Here is a 13,857-nt window from a genome sequence, read left to right on the forward strand (position 1 = left end):
GAGGCCCAGGCGCCGGTGCCCGGCCGACCCGCGGATCGGTGTGAGGCCCAGGTTCCGGTCCCGGTGCCCGACCGACCTGCGGATCGGTCCGAGTCCCAGGCCCAGGTCCCGGTCTCAGTGCCCGGCCGACCGGCTCGCCGGGGCCTGACGGCCGGTCGCCAGGCCCCAAGTCCCGGCCCAGCGATCCCCAAGCCGCCCCCGCCACGATGGGGGCATGAAGACAACCACCCCCGCCGCCGGGTACGTCACCCGGCGGCCGCTGGCCGGTGACGCCCGCGAGATCCACGAGCTGATCTCGCTCTGTGACACCCAGGTGATCGGCAAGGCCGACATGACCCTGGACGACGTCGCCGACCAGCTGAACGACTCCTCCTTCGACGCGGAGTCCGACGGCTGGCTCGTCCACGACGAGACCGGACGGCTGGTGGCGTGGGCCTGGGCCTGCCGCAAGGGCGGCGGCGACAACGTCGACGTGGACGTCGTCGTGCACCCCGCCACGCCGGACCTGACCGGCCCGCTCTGGGACACCGTGACCGAGCGGGCCAGGCAGATCACCGCCGAGCTCGGTCACGACCGGGCCGTGGTGGACATCGGCCTCTACCGCGAGGACAGCGGCAAGCGCGCCGTCGCCGCCGCCCGCGGCTTCGCCGCCGCCACCAGCTTCATCCGGCTCCGCGCCGACCACGAGGGGACGGTGCCCCGGCCCGAGCTCCCGGCCGGGACGACGGTGCACCACGGGCTCACCGAGGAGGTGCGCCGCCAGGGCCACGCCGTGGAGCAGGCCGGTTTCGCCGAGCACTTCGGGTTCACCCCGAAGGACTACGACGAGTGGTACGGCGAGCTGGACTCCTCGGTCAACACCGACTGGGCGCAGCTGGCGGTCGCCCGCCTCGACGGCGAGCCCGTGGCGATGCTGCTGGGGACCAACGCCTTCCTCGGCGACGAGAACTGCGGCTACGTGCGCCGGCTGGCCGTACTCCCCGCCTTCAGGGGCCGGGGCCTGGGCCGGTTCATGCTGCGCGGGGCGTTCGCCGACGACGCCCGCCGCGGGCGGGACGGCACCTATCTCCACGTCGACGCCAACAACAGCACGCCCGCCCTCGACCTCTACCTCTCGGTGGGCATGCGCCAGGTGCTGGCCATCGACGTCTGGCGGCGCACGATCTGACCGCGCGGAGAGCGGTCATCCGTCAGGGGTCACCCGGTGCTTGGAGAGATGGGCCAGCACCGCCTGGTTGGCCTCCCAGCCGTCGGGGAACTTCACCGGCACGCCGAGCTGGACCGGCTCGGACGACGGGTGGGCGTCCAGGAGTTCGGGGATGCCCGCCCTGGCCACCACGACGCAGGCGTGGCGGTGCCGGGAGGTGAGCACGCACAATCGCCCCGACTCCAGATGGAACGCGGTGGCGTCGCGGCGCCCGGAGAGCGGGTGGAGCACGATCGTCACGTCGTACTCCCGGCCCTGCAGGCGGTTGGCGGTGTCCACCGTGATCTCCGGCGGCACCCCGGCGGCCCTGATCGCGGCGACCTGGTCGCGGTGCGCGGCGCCGATGGCGATCCGGTCGGCCGTGACGGGATGGCTGCCGCGCTCGGAGTGCGCGACCGGGCCCCGCTGGAGCAGCCGCGTGGCCAGGAGCGCGGTCGCCGTCACGGCCTCCGCGTCGGTGCGCACCGTGTGGCGGCTCGGCAGCTCGTACAGCGCCCAGCCCGACACGGCCGCCTCCTCCAGCGCCCGGTCGTGGGAGGTGCGCATGCCGTTCACGGTGAACTCCAGCGACCGGTCGTCGGGGCCCGTCCCGGCACGGAAGCCGGTGAACGGGTAGAACGCCTCGGAGACCACCGGCGCCGCCGACGCCGGCAGCCGCCAGGAGACCGGCAGCCGGTGCACCGGCAGGTCGGGGTTGTGCCGCAGCAGCACCGAGACCGCGCTCTGCACCGGATCCCACGACAGGCCCGCCCAGCGGTCGCCGTCCACGATCGAGAACGGGTCGAGCTGGCCGGGGTCGCCCACGAACAGCGCTCGCTCGAACAGCGAGGCGATGCGCAGCAGCTTGTCCGAGCGCATCTGGTACGCCTCGTCGACGATGGCCCAGGGCCAGGTGCGGTCGCCGATCCAGGCCCACTTGTCGGCGGTGGCGATCACCACGGCCGGGTCTCCCAGGTCGGGCAGCTTGCCCGCGACCGAGACGTTGGGGTGGGCGAGGATGCGGGCGGGCGTGATGTAGCCGCTCGCCGACAGGCGGCCGATCGGCAGGTCGGGGTGCTCGGCTGCGAGCCGCTCCACCAGGTCGTCGACCTGCTCGTTGGTCTGAGCGACGATCATCAGCGGCTCGCCGGTCTCCGCGATGTGCCCGGCGGCCTTCACCACCAGCGTGGACTTGCCCGCGCCCGGCGGCGAGTCCACGACCACGCCGCGGTGGCGGGGCAGGTCGGCGAGCACGGCCTCCACCACGGCCGCCGCCTCCTGCTGCGGGGTCATGCCGCACCCCCGTCACGGCCCGTCGCGCGAGGAGCGCGCGCGACCGGACGGGACACCGCCCGGCGACGCGGGGTCCGGTGAACGCTCAAAGCCATTCCTCCTGCGCGTCGTCGTCACTGGGCTCGTACTCCTGCGGGGGGCCACCGTGGGTCCACGGCGTCCGCTCCGGGTCGGGCAGCGCCGCCGACGACTGGAAGTCGTCGGTCAGTGAGGTGTACGAGACCCGCTCGCCCGGCTCGGGCACCGAGCCGGGGGCCGGTGTCCTGCCCCGCCCCATCCCCTTGGTGACCTTGAGGGTGATCTCCCCGTCCGCGATCTCGACGATCTCGGCGGCGTGGCCGCGCCGGTCGGGGCTGCCGACCGTGGTGCCGGGGGCGAGCCGCACCGGGTCGCCGGTCCGCACCGTGATCAGGGGGCGGAGCTTGCGCGAGCGGCCCTCGCCCTCGCTGTGCTCGGGGTCGGCGGACGTCACCGTCCCGGCGAAGGCCTCGCCGCTCAGCCGGTACTCGGCCATGAGCAGCGGGTCGTCGTGGGCCCGCTGCACGTCGTAGCTCGCCCGCGCCCGCTCCAGACCCGCCAGCCGCGCGGCGGCGCCGACCGCCCCGTCCCTGCGCGCCTGCGGCGGCCCGCCCTCGGCGATCCGCTCGACGAACCGGGTGAACGACCCGCGGTCGATCTCCCAGCGGTCCTTCACCCGCGACCCCTCGGGCAGGGAACGCAGCAGGTCCACGCTCCGCCACATCAGCCGCCAGGTGGGGTCGAGCTGGGTGCGCAGCGCCTGGGCGATCCGGTCGACGGCACGATCGGTCGGCGCCTCCTCGTAGGCGCGGATCGCGGGGCCGAGCACCTCGTTGTCGAAGCCGGGGTCGGTGGCGGGACCGGCCGGAGGCCAGAGCAGCGGATCCTCGGCCTCCTCGGCCGCCCGGCGTCCGGACATTCCCGGCGGCGGATCGATCCACCCCAGCAGCGCCGCCAGGTTGGCGTCCTCCAGCCCGCTCTGCCCGGTCGCCCAGTGCAGACTCAGCGCCTCGGTGGCCGCGAGCAGCACCGAGGAGCCCGGCTGCCGCGACCGGTCGCCGAAGTAGGTCAGCCACCGGCCGAGCAGCGGCACCGAAGGATGCACCGGGTAGGGGCCGTCGGCCCGGCGGAAGCGGGTGGACCGGCCCAGCAGCCCGGCGAACGAGGCCGCCGGCCGGTTAGGCACCAGGATCTGCGGCGCGTCCAGGCATCGCTCGTACGGCTCGCCGCCCCTTCGCTCGACCGTCTCGGTGCTCTTCTCGAACCCCTCGATGTACGGCAGCAGCACCTCGGCCAGCCCGGCGGCGAAGGCGAACCGCAGGTCCCGGTTGCGGGGCTGGGGAACGATGAGCAGCCGGGGGTGACCCGGGTCGGTGCCCACCATGGCGGCCAGCGGCGCGGCGGCCTCTCCCGCGAGCTTGAGCGGGATGAGCACCATCGGCTGGGCGGAGATGTGGCAGTGCCGGACCGTGGTGATCCGCTGTGCGACGCCGTCCCTGACGGCCCGCAGCTGCGCCAGCGCCGTCAGCGTGCTCACCTGCCGCCCCCCGCCCGCCGCGAGGACCCGGCGGCCGGGCCCGGTGTGCCGGTCTCCGTCGCGGTGACGTCTCGTGCGGCCGTTGCGCCCGCCCTCACCGCAGCGACTCCTCGCGCAGCCGGTTCGCCAGCCGGAGCAGGCGGGCGATCTCCTCCTGCCCCTCGGCCGGTTCGCGGGTGCCCTCGGCCAGGCCGAGGGCCTCGTCCATGCCGGAGACGCCGCCCAGCTGGTCGCGCACCTGGCGCCCGAGCAGGTCGGTGGACCCGCAGGCGCGGGCCTCGTGACGGCAGAACATGCACAGGTCGCAGGTGGACAGGCAGTCGGGCGCGTAGCGGGCGGGCACCTGGAGCAGTGCCTGGGCCAGCTCCTCCGCCGAGCGGGTCGGCACGCCGTCCTCGCCGGGGGCCAGATCGAAGGTCAGGTCGCCGGGCAGGCCCTCCAGCAGGTGCTCGACCCTGGTCATCCGGGTGAGCTGGCGGGTGAGCACCGAGAGATGCTTGCGCACGTCGACCAGTGCCGCCGTCGGGCGGTTGGCGAAGTTCTCCGGGCAGACGAGGACCACGTCGTGGGAGACACGCTGCGGGTCGTGGCCGAGGTCGGCCATGAGCGTGCGCAGCGCCAGGACGTAGACCGCGGCCTGCCGCGTCGCCGCCGCGACCTTGTCCGGCTCGGCCTGGCCGTCGATCATGCCGAACGACTTGATCTCGACGATGTGGAAGCGCCCCCCGATCTGGAAGGCCACCACGTCCGGCTCCAGGTAGGAGGTGTGCCCGGCGATCTGCAGGCTGAACAGCGGATGGTCGTAGAACACCGCGGTCTCGTCGTCCTCGCGCGCCGCGCGGTCGATCAGCGCCCGGGTGTGCGAGTGGCGCAGGTGGGAGCCGACGCTCTCGACGTCCTGGTAGCCGACCTGGGCGACGGCCAGGCCGAGCAGCTCGCGCAGCAGCCGCAGCAACTCGGCGCAGCCGTTCTCCTTCACCAGCGCCTCGAACACGTTGCCACGGCTGATCGCGAACTGGGACTGGCCGAACGGCGCGGGGAAGCCGACGTGCCGGGCCGTGAGGTCCTTGTCGACACCGGCGGCGTCCATCAGCGCCCGGCGCGCGCAGCCGGGGTTGGCGGCGAGCGCCGCGATGGCCCGCGCGTCGTGCGGGCGGGACGGCATCGGTCCGCGCAGCTCGTCAAGCCTGTTCGGGAAGGACCTCTCCCTGAGCTTGTTCATGAGCCGGTCTCCCCGTCCAGCCTGGTCTTCAACAGGCCCCCCTCAAGGTGTTCATCGCGGTGGCGCCGAACAGGCGCTCCACGTCCGGTAGTTGCCTCGTCGCCCGTGCCGCCACCTCGGCCCGCTGCGCGGAGTCGGCGGCCAGGTGCACCTCCAGCTCGGCCCGCGCCGCGCGGATCGCGGTCGCCGGGTCGGCCGGGGCGAATCCCTCGACGGCCCCCGGGATGTTCTGCGCCATCCGCGACAGCAGCCGCACCGCCCCCGGGGGCGGCTCCGCCAGCCGGGTCAGCTGCTCGGCGACGCGCACGGCCGAGGTGAGGAAGTCGACGCGGGGGCTCAGCGGTCCCAGCACCCGCAGCTCGGGCGGCCACGTGCTGTCGGCGAGCAGCCCCCGGGCGGGGGAGAGGCGATCGGTCAGCGCGGCGCACAGGTAGTACGGCCTGGCGTAGGGGTCGCCGCGGAACGAGCGCTCCTCGTCGCGCCGCAGGCTGGTCAGCTGGGAGCCGCGCAGCTCGCGGGAGAAGAAGGCGTCGTTCACCGCCACGATCAGCTTGGCCGGCGTCGGCACGCCCAGCATGGTCAGTGCCTGGTGCACCTGCTCCCTGATGGGCAGCAGCGAGGTCTCGGGTTCGTGTGGCGGCGCCGGGGCCGCCGGGATGTCGGAGGCTATCGCCGCGTCCCACGCCTGCTCGGCCCTGCGTAAATCCCCGCGCAGCGACCGGGCGAGCGAGTTCTCCCTCGCCTTGACCGCCCGTCGCACCTCGGCGCGGAGGTCGGCTATTCGCCGTTCCAGCGCGTCCAGTGAATCACTCACGGCCCGGAGCGTAACAGGAGTTCCACCAGCCTCCCCTGAATTCCAGCGAATTCCAGCATTAAAGCGCGAGCCATTGAATGGCAATAACGGGCGAAAGGTGCATAAAAGGCGAAAAGCCCGCTCGTCGTCGAGTCCCGTGTCGGTCGTCGCACCTCACTCCCAAAAGCCTTAACTTGGTTAAGATATTAACCAAGTTGTGCTTCTGTTAGGTTGGAACGCGTGACAGGACTTCGGGAACGCAAGAAACAGCAGGTCCACGAGGCGATCTCGGCGGCGGCGATCGCGCTCTTCCTGGAGCGCGGGTTCGACGAGGTGTCGGTCGCAGAGGTGGCGACGTCGGCGGGGGTATCCAAACCGACCCTGTTCAAGTACTTCCCGACCAAGGAGGACCTCGTCCTGCACCGCATCTCCGACCACCAGGGGGAGGCCGCCCGGGTCGTCCGCGAGCGCGGGGCGGGCGAGAGGCCGCTGGCGGCGCTGCACCGGCACTTCCTGGCCGGGCTCGACCGGCGCGATCCCGTGACGGGGCTCAACGACCACCCCGAGGTGCTCGGCTACCACCGGATGGTCTTCTCCACGCCCAGCCTGGCGGCCCGGGTGCTCCACTACATGGCCCTCGACGAGGAGGCTCTCGCCGCCGCGCTCGCCGAGGACACCGACGAGCTCACCGCGCTGCTCGTCGCCGGCCAGGTCCTCGCCGCGCAGCGGGTGCTGGCCCGGCGCAACTGGCTGGCCCTGGTCGGGGGGGCGACGGCCGAGGGGACCCACCCGTCGGCCGTCGCCGCCGCCGACCACGCGTTCGCCCTGCTCCCCGAACTCCCCTGAACACGCGGCACCGGGCCGGGGCAGAACGGGCGGGGCAGGCAGGGGAGCGGGACAGGGCCGGGACCGGGCCGGGGGCGGGAATCCGCCGCCCCCGGGGGCTACCGGCTCTAGCCTTCGACCTCCGTGCGGTCGGCCGACCACAGGGTGTGGAAGGAGCCCTCGCGGTCCACCCGCTCGTAGGTGTGCGCGCCGAAGAAGTCACGCTGGCCCTGGATCAGGGCCGCGGGCAGGCGCTCGGCGCGCAGCCCGTCGTAGTAGGCCAGCGCGGTCGAGAAACCGGGCGCCGGGATGCCCAGCTCGGCGGCCTTCGACACCACCCGCCGCCACGAGTCCTGCGCCAGGGTGAGCGCGTCGGCGAAGTAGGGGGCGGCGAGCAGCGTGACCGGCTTGTCCTGCGCCGCGTACGCCTCGCGGATGCGGTCGAGGAAGACGGCGCGGATGATGCAGCCGCCCCGCCAGATCGTGGCCAGCGCGCCGAGGTCGAGGTCCCAGCCGTACTCGGCGCTGCCGACCCTGAGCTGGTCGAATCCCTGGGCGTAGGCGACGATCTTCGAGGCGTACAGCGCCCGCCGCACGTCCTCGGCGAACTCGTCGCCGACGGCCCCCGCGGGCACGCCCGACGGGCCCGGCAGACCGCGCGCGGCCTCCCGCAGGTCCGCGTGGCCGGACAGGGAGCGGGCGAACACCGCCTCGGCGATGCCGCTCACCGGAACGCCCAGGTCCAGCGCGATCTGCACCGTCCACCGGCCGGTGCCCTTCTGCTCCGCCCGGTCGGCGATCACGTCGACGAGCGGCTTGCCCGTGGTCGCGTCGACCTGGCGCAGCACCTCGGCGGTGATCTCGATCAGGTACGAGGACAGCTCGCCCTCGTTCCACTCCGCGAAGATGTCCGCGAGCTCCGCCGGGGTCCGGCCGAGTCCCTGCCTGATCAGGTCGTAGGCCTCGGCGATGAGCTGCATGTCGGCGTACTCGATGCCGTTGTGCACCATCTTCACGAAGTGCCCGGCGCCGTCGGGGCCGATGTGCGTGCAGCAGGGCACGCCGTCCACCTTCGCCGCGATGTCCTCCAGCAGCGGGCCCAGCGCCTGGTACGACTCCTTCGAGCCGCCGGGCATGATGCTCGGCCCGAGCAGCGCGCCCTCCTCGCCACCGGAAACCCCCGCGCCGACGAAGTGGATGCCGCGCTCGCGCAGCGCGGCCTCGCGCCTGCGCGTGTCGGCGAAGTGCGCGTTCCCACCGTCCACGAGCATGTCGCCCGGCTCCAGGAGGGGGGCGAACTCCTCGATCACCGCGTCGGTGGGCGCACCCGCCTTGACCATGATCAAAATACGCCGGGGCCGCTCCAGCGCGGCGACGAATTCCTCCGGAGTCTCGCAGGGGACAAAGGTTCCCTCGTCCCCGTGTTCCTCGATCAGTGCCTTGGTCCTGTGCTGGGACCTGTTGTGTACCGCTACCGAGTGCCCGTGCCTGGCCAGGTTGCGGGCGAGGTTCGCCCCCATCACGGCCAGTCCTGTCACACCGATCTGAGCCTGAGTCATCTCTGACACTCCTTTGTCGTGTCCAAGAATGCCAGTCTGCACCCACCGCCGATCAAAGCCGTCAAGAGGTCCCGGGAGAGAGGGCCCCGGCGCCGTACGGATCCGCGAACCCGCCCGTTTCCACGGGGTTTCCGCGTCCGGCGGGAGCGGGGAGAGGGAGGACCGGGCCCGGCGCGAAGCCGTGGGATCCCTTGGGATCAGTGGCGGAACAGGGTTCCGGGAGCCTCCGAGCCGAGGACCCCGCCCAGGCAGCGATAGGTCCGCGCACCACCCTGGAACTGCTCCTTCGAGGGCGGCAGCACCGTGCTCCGCCACCTGGCCCGCCCGATCCCGCGGGCGTCGCCGTACCGGGAGGCGAGCATGATCTGCGCCGCGCACACCTTCTTCACCGTCGGGTGCTTCTCCAGGGCCTCCTGATCGTGGGTGAGAGAGTCCCGCGGCAGCGGGGCGATCGCGAACGTCTCCCACGAGTGGGACTCCTCGCAGCCGATCCGCTTGGCCGTGGCGTCGCCCGCGATAGAGACGAGACCGCCCCAGCACTCGGGCTCCGCCACGCACGCGGCTCCCGCGCCCGCCACCGCCGTGGCGGGGCAGGCGGCCGTGACCGTGGCCACCTCGGGGACCTCGCGAGCCGCGGACGGGTCCGCCTCCGGGGCCGCGTTCCCGTCCTCGCCGGCGTTCTGGAGGGCCTGCGAGCCGGGCCGTTGCCCGGTGGACGGGGTCTGGTCGCGGTTCTCGATGTACATGAGCCCGACCCCGGCCATCAGCAGGATCGCGAAGGCCACGGCCACCGCGACGAAGACCCGCACGTTCGACGAGGAGGGATGCGCCGGGGCCGCCGCGGGCGACCGGGTACTGGAAAGCCCCTTCAGCCCCGGCGACGTCAGATGCGACCGCGCCACCTCCCCGCCCGGCCCGCCCCGCCCCGCCGGCGTGCCGTACGACGACGCGTACGGGGGCTCCGCGTACGGCGGCGTGCGTGCCGGGCCCGCGACCGGAGCCGGGGGAGAGGCAGGAACCGGGGGAGAGGAAGGAGAGGCGGCGGGACGCGGTGCAGGGGACCGGCGGGCCGGACCGCCCCCCTCCAGGCGCAGGTCCGTGAGGGCGTCGCGCAGCGCGGACACCGAGGGGGTGCGCCGCGCCGGGTCGGTGGCCATGGCCTCCCTGAGCACGGCGGTCAGCTCCGGCGGCACCCCCGGGATCTCGGGGACGGGCAGGCGGTGCAGGGCCATGATGACCGCGATGTTGACCACGCCGCTCTCGGGGAAGCGCGGCGGGCGCCCGGAAAGCAGCGCGTACAGCGTGGCGGCGAGAGAGTAGACGTCGCCCGCGGCGGCGGGTTCGGTCAGCTCGAACGCCTCGGGCGGGGCGTAGGCCGGGGTGAGGGACTCCCTGGTCACCGACGCCTCGCCGCCCGAGGACGGCATGGTGGCCAGGCCGAAGTCGGAGAGCACCGCATTGCCGTACCGGTTGATTAGGATGTTGGCGGGCTTGATATCGCGGTGCAGCACCCCGGCGGCGTGCGCGGCGGACAGCGCGTCGGCGATCTTGATGCCGATGTCGGCGACCTCGGCCGGCGGCAGCCGCTTCTCGGCCCGCATCCGGTCCAGCAACGACCCGCCGGGACACAACTCCAGGACCATGTACGGCCGGCCGTCGGGCAGGACCCCCGCGTCGTAGACATGGGCGACGTGCGGGTGGCCGGAGAGGGCGCCGGCCGAGGTCACCTCACGCATGAAACGGCGCCGGTCCCGCTCGGAGACCAGCACCCGGTTGTCCACCTTGAGCGCGACCTCGCGCTCCACCGCCAGCTGCCTGGCCCGGTAGACGATCCCGAAGCCGCCCTGGCCGAGCACCCCGGACACCTCGTAGCCCGGTACCGCAAAGGCGCCGGATTCGGCCACCTGCCACCTCCTGAAGATGAGCGGCAGATTACCGGAGTTTGATCGGCTAATTGGGGACGTATCCCTTTATGCCTGGTCAGGAAAATGACGTTCGTGACCGGTGGAACACTCGTCGCCGAGCTCCGCCAGGAGCGCGTCCCAGCGGGCGCCGATGGTGTCGAGACCGTAGCCGGAGGCCGTGAGCACGGCGTTCCCGCCGAGCTCGCGGCGCAGCTCCCGGTCCTCGATCAACCGGCAGAGCGCCTCCGCGAGCGCCGCCGGATTCCTCCCCGGGACCAGCAGCCCGTTGTGCTCGTGGACGATCACCTCCCCGGGGCCGTGCGGGCAGTCGAAGCTCACCACCGGCACGCCCTTGCTCATCGCCTCCAGGATCGTCATGCTGAACCCCTCGTAGCGCGAGCTGACGACGTGGATGGACGACCTGGCCAGCTCCATGCCGATCTCCGGCGAGCTGCCCATGAGCAGCATCGTGTCCGACAGCCCGGCCTCCTCGATCCTGTCGCGGAGCCTTCGCTCGGCCCCGGCCCTGCCGCGCCCGTACAGGCGCAGCACCCAGCCGGGATGCGCCTCCGACACCGGCTTCCACGCCTTGACCAGCAGGTCGAAGCCCTTGGCGTGCACCATCCTGCCGATGGCGATCACCACCTTCTCGTCCAGCTTCGAGATGTCACCGGCCAGCGCGGTCACGGCGTTCGGGATGCGCAGCAGCCGTCCCGGGGGCGCCTCCAGCGCCCTGCGGTAGTGCTCCAGGTCCGTCTGGGTGAGGGTGACGAAGGCGTCCAGCCTGCCGTAGCGCCGCTTGATGAGCCGGACGACCTCCGGGGCGTGCAGGTCGAGGGCAACGTGCTCCTGGCCGACGGTGATGACGCCCGGCGGCGCGAACAGCGCGGTGATCAGGTTGAACCCCGGCCGGGTGGAGATCAGCACGCCGGAGCGCATGGACCGCAGGAAGCGGACCATGAGCAGGTCCGTCCTGAGCGAGACCGCCCGATGGATGTTCTCCTGCCTCGGGATCAGGACGCTCGGCAGCCGCGACAACAGCCGTGCCACCGGCCCCCGCCGTCCGGTCCTGTCGTCGAGGAACGACACCCGCACGCCCGGCGGGATGGGGAAGAACGGCTCCTTCGCCGTCCGGACCACGCTGACGATCTCCACGTCGCGCTCGCGCGCCAGGTGCCCCGCCAGGTTGAGCACGGTCCTGATCGTGCCGCCCATCCCGTACGCGTGCTGCAGCAGGATACGGACCGTTCCGGTGTCGGGGGCCGGGGCGCGCCGCGTCCGCCTCGCGTTGCGGGCCCGCAGCAACCGGAGCGCCGCGCGCCTGGCGTGTCCGCGCATCTTCGCCGACGTCCCCGAGATCCCCGGCATCCTGAGAGCCCCCGCCCCTCGCCTCCCTCCCTCACTTTCCCGGAGCGGCTTTTCCCGAAGCGCGCACGTCACGACATCCTGCTCACTGCCCGGTGAGCTGTTTGTCCTCCCGGTGCTCTTGATTTATCGTCGCCTGTCGCCTGTCGCCTGTCGTTCGCCGCTCGTTATTCGCCGAAGCGAGACAACCGGCCGCGTACGCGAGCGTGGCGCAACGCCCACGCGAACAGGCCGAGCGTGGCGACGAGGTAGACGGCGTCCAGCAGTGCCGCCCAGGCGAGGCTCTCCCAGGGCACGGCGCCGCCGTTCAGCACGGTTCGCATGCCCGTGAAGACATGGGTCGCGGGCATGAACTCCGCGATGGCCTGGAGAGGGCCGGGAAGCGTCTCGACAGGGTAGAAGATGCCGGCCAGCGGCTGTACCACGAAGACCAGGGACCAGGCGATCACCTGGGCGTTCTCGCCGAACCGCAGCACCGCGCAGATTCCCACCAGGCCGAGGGACCAGCCCATCACCAGCAGCAGTGCCATGAACGGCACCATCCCCACGCCCATGCTCGTCACGCCGAAACCGTAGAGGCCGAGCGCCAGCCCCGACATGATCGCGACAGCGAAGACGACCTTGCCGAATGAGAACACGATCAACCCGATCACGTACTCGACATTGGAAAGCGGGCTGACCTGGACGTTCAGTAAGTTCCTGCTCCAGATGTCCTCGAGGAACGCTATCGATATCTCGTTGCTGGCCTTCTGGAGCACCTGCCACAGCAGGACCGCGCCGAGCAGGAAGGTGGCGATGAACGGCACGCGCTGCGACTGCAGGAACAACGTCACGAAGCCCCAGACGAACAACTCGATCGTGGGCCAGAAGACGATCTCGAACATCCGGATCGGGCTGCGGCGCAGCGCCGCCAGGTCACGGAAGACCACACCGCTGATCCGCTGCCTGCGCGCGGCCAGGCTGAGCGGAGGAAGGACCATCGTCATGATCGCGCCACCTTGAGAAAGACCTCTTCCAGATCCTGCGCGCCGTAGACGCCGGTGAGTTCGGTGGTGCTTCCGCTGGCCACGATCCGACCCTCGGACATGAAATGGATGCGGTGACACATCCGCTCCACCTCCTGCATGTTGTGGGACGTGATGAGCATCGCGCGCCCGCTCTCGGCGGCCACCCGGACGAGCAGGTTGCGAATCCGGTCGCCGGCGTCGGGGTCGAGGTTGGCGGTGGGCTCGTCGAGGATGAGCAGGCTCGGCTCGTTGATCAGGGCCTTGGCCAGCTGCACGCGCGTACGCTGGCCGGAGGAGAGTTCCATCACGCGGCGCCTGCGCAGGGGCCCCAGGTCCAGCAGCTCGATGACCTCCTCCACCCGGACCTTCGGCTTCCGCACTCCGTACAGCCGGGCGAAGGCGTCGAGAACCTCGCGCACGTGCAGGACACCGGGAAGGTCGACGTAGCTCGCGGCGAAGTTGATCTGGCTGAGCACCTCGGTCCGGTTGCCGGCGAGATCCATGCCGAACATGTCGATGCTTCCGCTGTCGGGCGTGATCAGCCCGAGGAGCATGTGCAGGGTTGTCGACTTGCCCGCGCCGTTGGGACCGAGCAGGCCGACGATCTGACCCGTTTCGACGGTGAGGCTCACCTCCTGGACGGCAGCCACCGAGCCGAACCTCTTCGCCAGTGCCACGGCCTCAAGAATCACCACCACGCCAGCGTGCGGTCCGCCGCCCCCTGCGGGCAATCGGTTTTCCCCCGGGGTGGCACGGTTGATTTGACGATGCGGGCCGGGGTTCATAAAGTTCACCAGCACCCGAGGGAGACGGCGGTGACGCCGGGGCCTCGGAACCCTCTCTGACGATCTTTATCCTGACGGGATCTTTGTCCCCAAAGGGGTCTGATTCGACACGAATCGGACGATCAAGTAAGTTAGACGGGTTGCCCCGAAAGGGGAGGCTGTAAATTCTGAAACAGGTAAGCCGGATCGGGTCGGTTTGACACGAAAAAGCGGGCCTGAAAGAATAAAGGCACAACGAAAGAACAGAATAAAACAAAACGAACGCCCCGGAGTTCTGCCGGACCGGTTGGTCGGGTCAGGGTGATGGTGTACGCGTCCGTTTCTTGAGAACTCAACAGTGTGTTAAAAGCCAGTGCATGAAGC

At 71.5% G+C, this 13,857-nt stretch carries 12 protein-coding genes; 2 read left to right on the forward strand and 10 right to left on the reverse strand.

The genetic code is table 11. The features are described 5' to 3' along the window. Window positions 1–214: 214 nt before the first annotated feature. Window positions 215–1,168 (forward strand): GNAT family N-acetyltransferase, encoded by a 954-nt coding sequence (locus ACTOQ2_RS09965; protein ID WP_440099357.1) that lies wholly within the window; start codon window positions 215–217, stop codon window positions 1,166–1,168. Between the two features lie 15 nt (window positions 1,169–1,183). Here the strand turns inward: ACTOQ2_RS09965 and ACTOQ2_RS09970 are convergent, their stop codons facing one another. From ACTOQ2_RS09970 to ACTOQ2_RS09985, 4 genes are all read right to left on the reverse strand, one after another. Next, window positions 1,184–2,479, reverse strand: a complete 1,296-nt coding sequence (locus tag ACTOQ2_RS09970) for an AAA family ATPase (protein ID WP_440099358.1) — start codon at window positions 2,477–2,479, stop codon at window positions 1,184–1,186. 85 nt (window positions 2,480–2,564) lie between these two features. Continuing rightward, window positions 2,565–4,034, reverse strand: coding sequence for a hypothetical protein (locus tag ACTOQ2_RS09975; RefSeq protein WP_440099359.1), 1,470 nt, complete (start codon window positions 4,032–4,034; stop codon window positions 2,565–2,567). Window positions 4,035–4,128: 94 nt separating this feature from the next. After that, window positions 4,129–5,256: a hypothetical protein gene (locus ACTOQ2_RS09980; RefSeq protein WP_440099360.1), complete on the reverse strand. Its 1,128-nt coding sequence runs from the start codon at window positions 5,254–5,256 to the stop codon at window positions 4,129–4,131. Between the two features lie 28 nt (window positions 5,257–5,284). Next, a complete protein-coding gene (locus ACTOQ2_RS09985; protein WP_440099361.1) occupies window positions 5,285–6,070 on the reverse strand; it encodes a hypothetical protein in 786 nt (261 codons plus the stop codon). 219 nt (window positions 6,071–6,289) lie between these two features. On the opposite strand from ACTOQ2_RS09985, the gene ACTOQ2_RS09990 reads away from it, so the two are divergent. Beyond that, window positions 6,290–6,895 (forward strand): TetR/AcrR family transcriptional regulator, encoded by a 606-nt coding sequence (locus ACTOQ2_RS09990; protein ID WP_440066521.1) that lies wholly within the window; start codon window positions 6,290–6,292, stop codon window positions 6,893–6,895. 107 nt (window positions 6,896–7,002) lie between these two features. On the opposite strand, the gene gndA is transcribed toward ACTOQ2_RS09990, so the two are convergent. The 6 genes from gndA to ACTOQ2_RS10020 form a co-directional block, all read right to left on the reverse strand. Then, entirely contained in the window at window positions 7,003–8,433 is a 1,431-nt protein-coding gene (gene gndA / locus ACTOQ2_RS09995; RefSeq protein ID WP_440099362.1) for an NADP-dependent phosphogluconate dehydrogenase, read from the reverse strand. 197 nt (window positions 8,434–8,630) lie between these two features. Further along, the gene (locus ACTOQ2_RS10000; protein WP_440099363.1) at window positions 8,631–10,337 is read right to left on the reverse strand and encodes a protein kinase domain-containing protein; all 1,707 of its coding nucleotides are present in this window, start codon (window positions 10,335–10,337) and stop codon (window positions 8,631–8,633) included. 66 nt (window positions 10,338–10,403) lie between these two features. Further along, window positions 10,404–11,705 (reverse strand): glycosyltransferase family 4 protein, encoded by a 1,302-nt coding sequence (locus ACTOQ2_RS10005; protein ID WP_440099364.1) that lies wholly within the window; start codon window positions 11,703–11,705, stop codon window positions 10,404–10,406. Between the two features lie 164 nt (window positions 11,706–11,869). Further along, a complete protein-coding gene (locus tag ACTOQ2_RS10010) occupies window positions 11,870–12,688 on the reverse strand; it encodes an ABC transporter permease (RefSeq protein WP_440099365.1) in 819 nt (272 codons plus the stop codon). Beyond that, a complete protein-coding gene (locus tag ACTOQ2_RS10015; protein WP_440099366.1) occupies window positions 12,685–13,404 on the reverse strand; it encodes an ABC transporter ATP-binding protein in 720 nt (239 codons plus the stop codon). Before ACTOQ2_RS10015 ends, ACTOQ2_RS10010 begins: the two co-directional genes overlap by 4 nt. A 221-nt stretch (window positions 13,405–13,625) precedes the next feature. After that, a partial coding sequence (locus ACTOQ2_RS10020) for a hypothetical protein (RefSeq protein WP_440099367.1) occupies window positions 13,626–13,857 on the reverse strand: 232 nt, incomplete at its 5' end.

Source organism: Streptosporangium sp. H16 (assembly GCF_051918855.1).
Lineage (GTDB): Bacteria > Actinomycetota > Actinomycetes > Streptosporangiales > Streptosporangiaceae > Streptosporangium.

What these genes read in the sequence shown, in the direction of transcription:
- ACTOQ2_RS09965 (WP_440099357.1), top strand. Translation starts at nt 215, where the DNA reads ATGAAGACAACCACCCCCGCCGCCGGGTACGTCACCCGGCGGCCGCTG.
- ACTOQ2_RS09970 (WP_440099358.1), bottom strand. Translation starts at nt 2,479, where the DNA reads ATGACCCCGCAGCAGGAGGCGGCGGCCGTGGTGGAGGCCGTGCTCGCC.
- ACTOQ2_RS09980 (WP_440099360.1), bottom strand. Translation starts at nt 5,256, where the DNA reads ATGAACAAGCTCAGGGAGAGGTCCTTCCCGAACAGGCTTGACGAGCTG.
- gndA (WP_440099362.1), bottom strand. Translation starts at nt 8,433, where the DNA reads ATGACTCAGGCTCAGATCGGTGTGACAGGACTGGCCGTGATGGGGGCG.
- ACTOQ2_RS10005 (WP_440099364.1), bottom strand. Translation starts at nt 11,705, where the DNA reads ATGCCGGGGATCTCGGGGACGTCGGCGAAGATGCGCGGACACGCCAGG.
- ACTOQ2_RS10010 (WP_440099365.1), bottom strand. Translation starts at nt 12,688, where the DNA reads ATGACGATGGTCCTTCCTCCGCTCAGCCTGGCCGCGCGCAGGCAGCGG.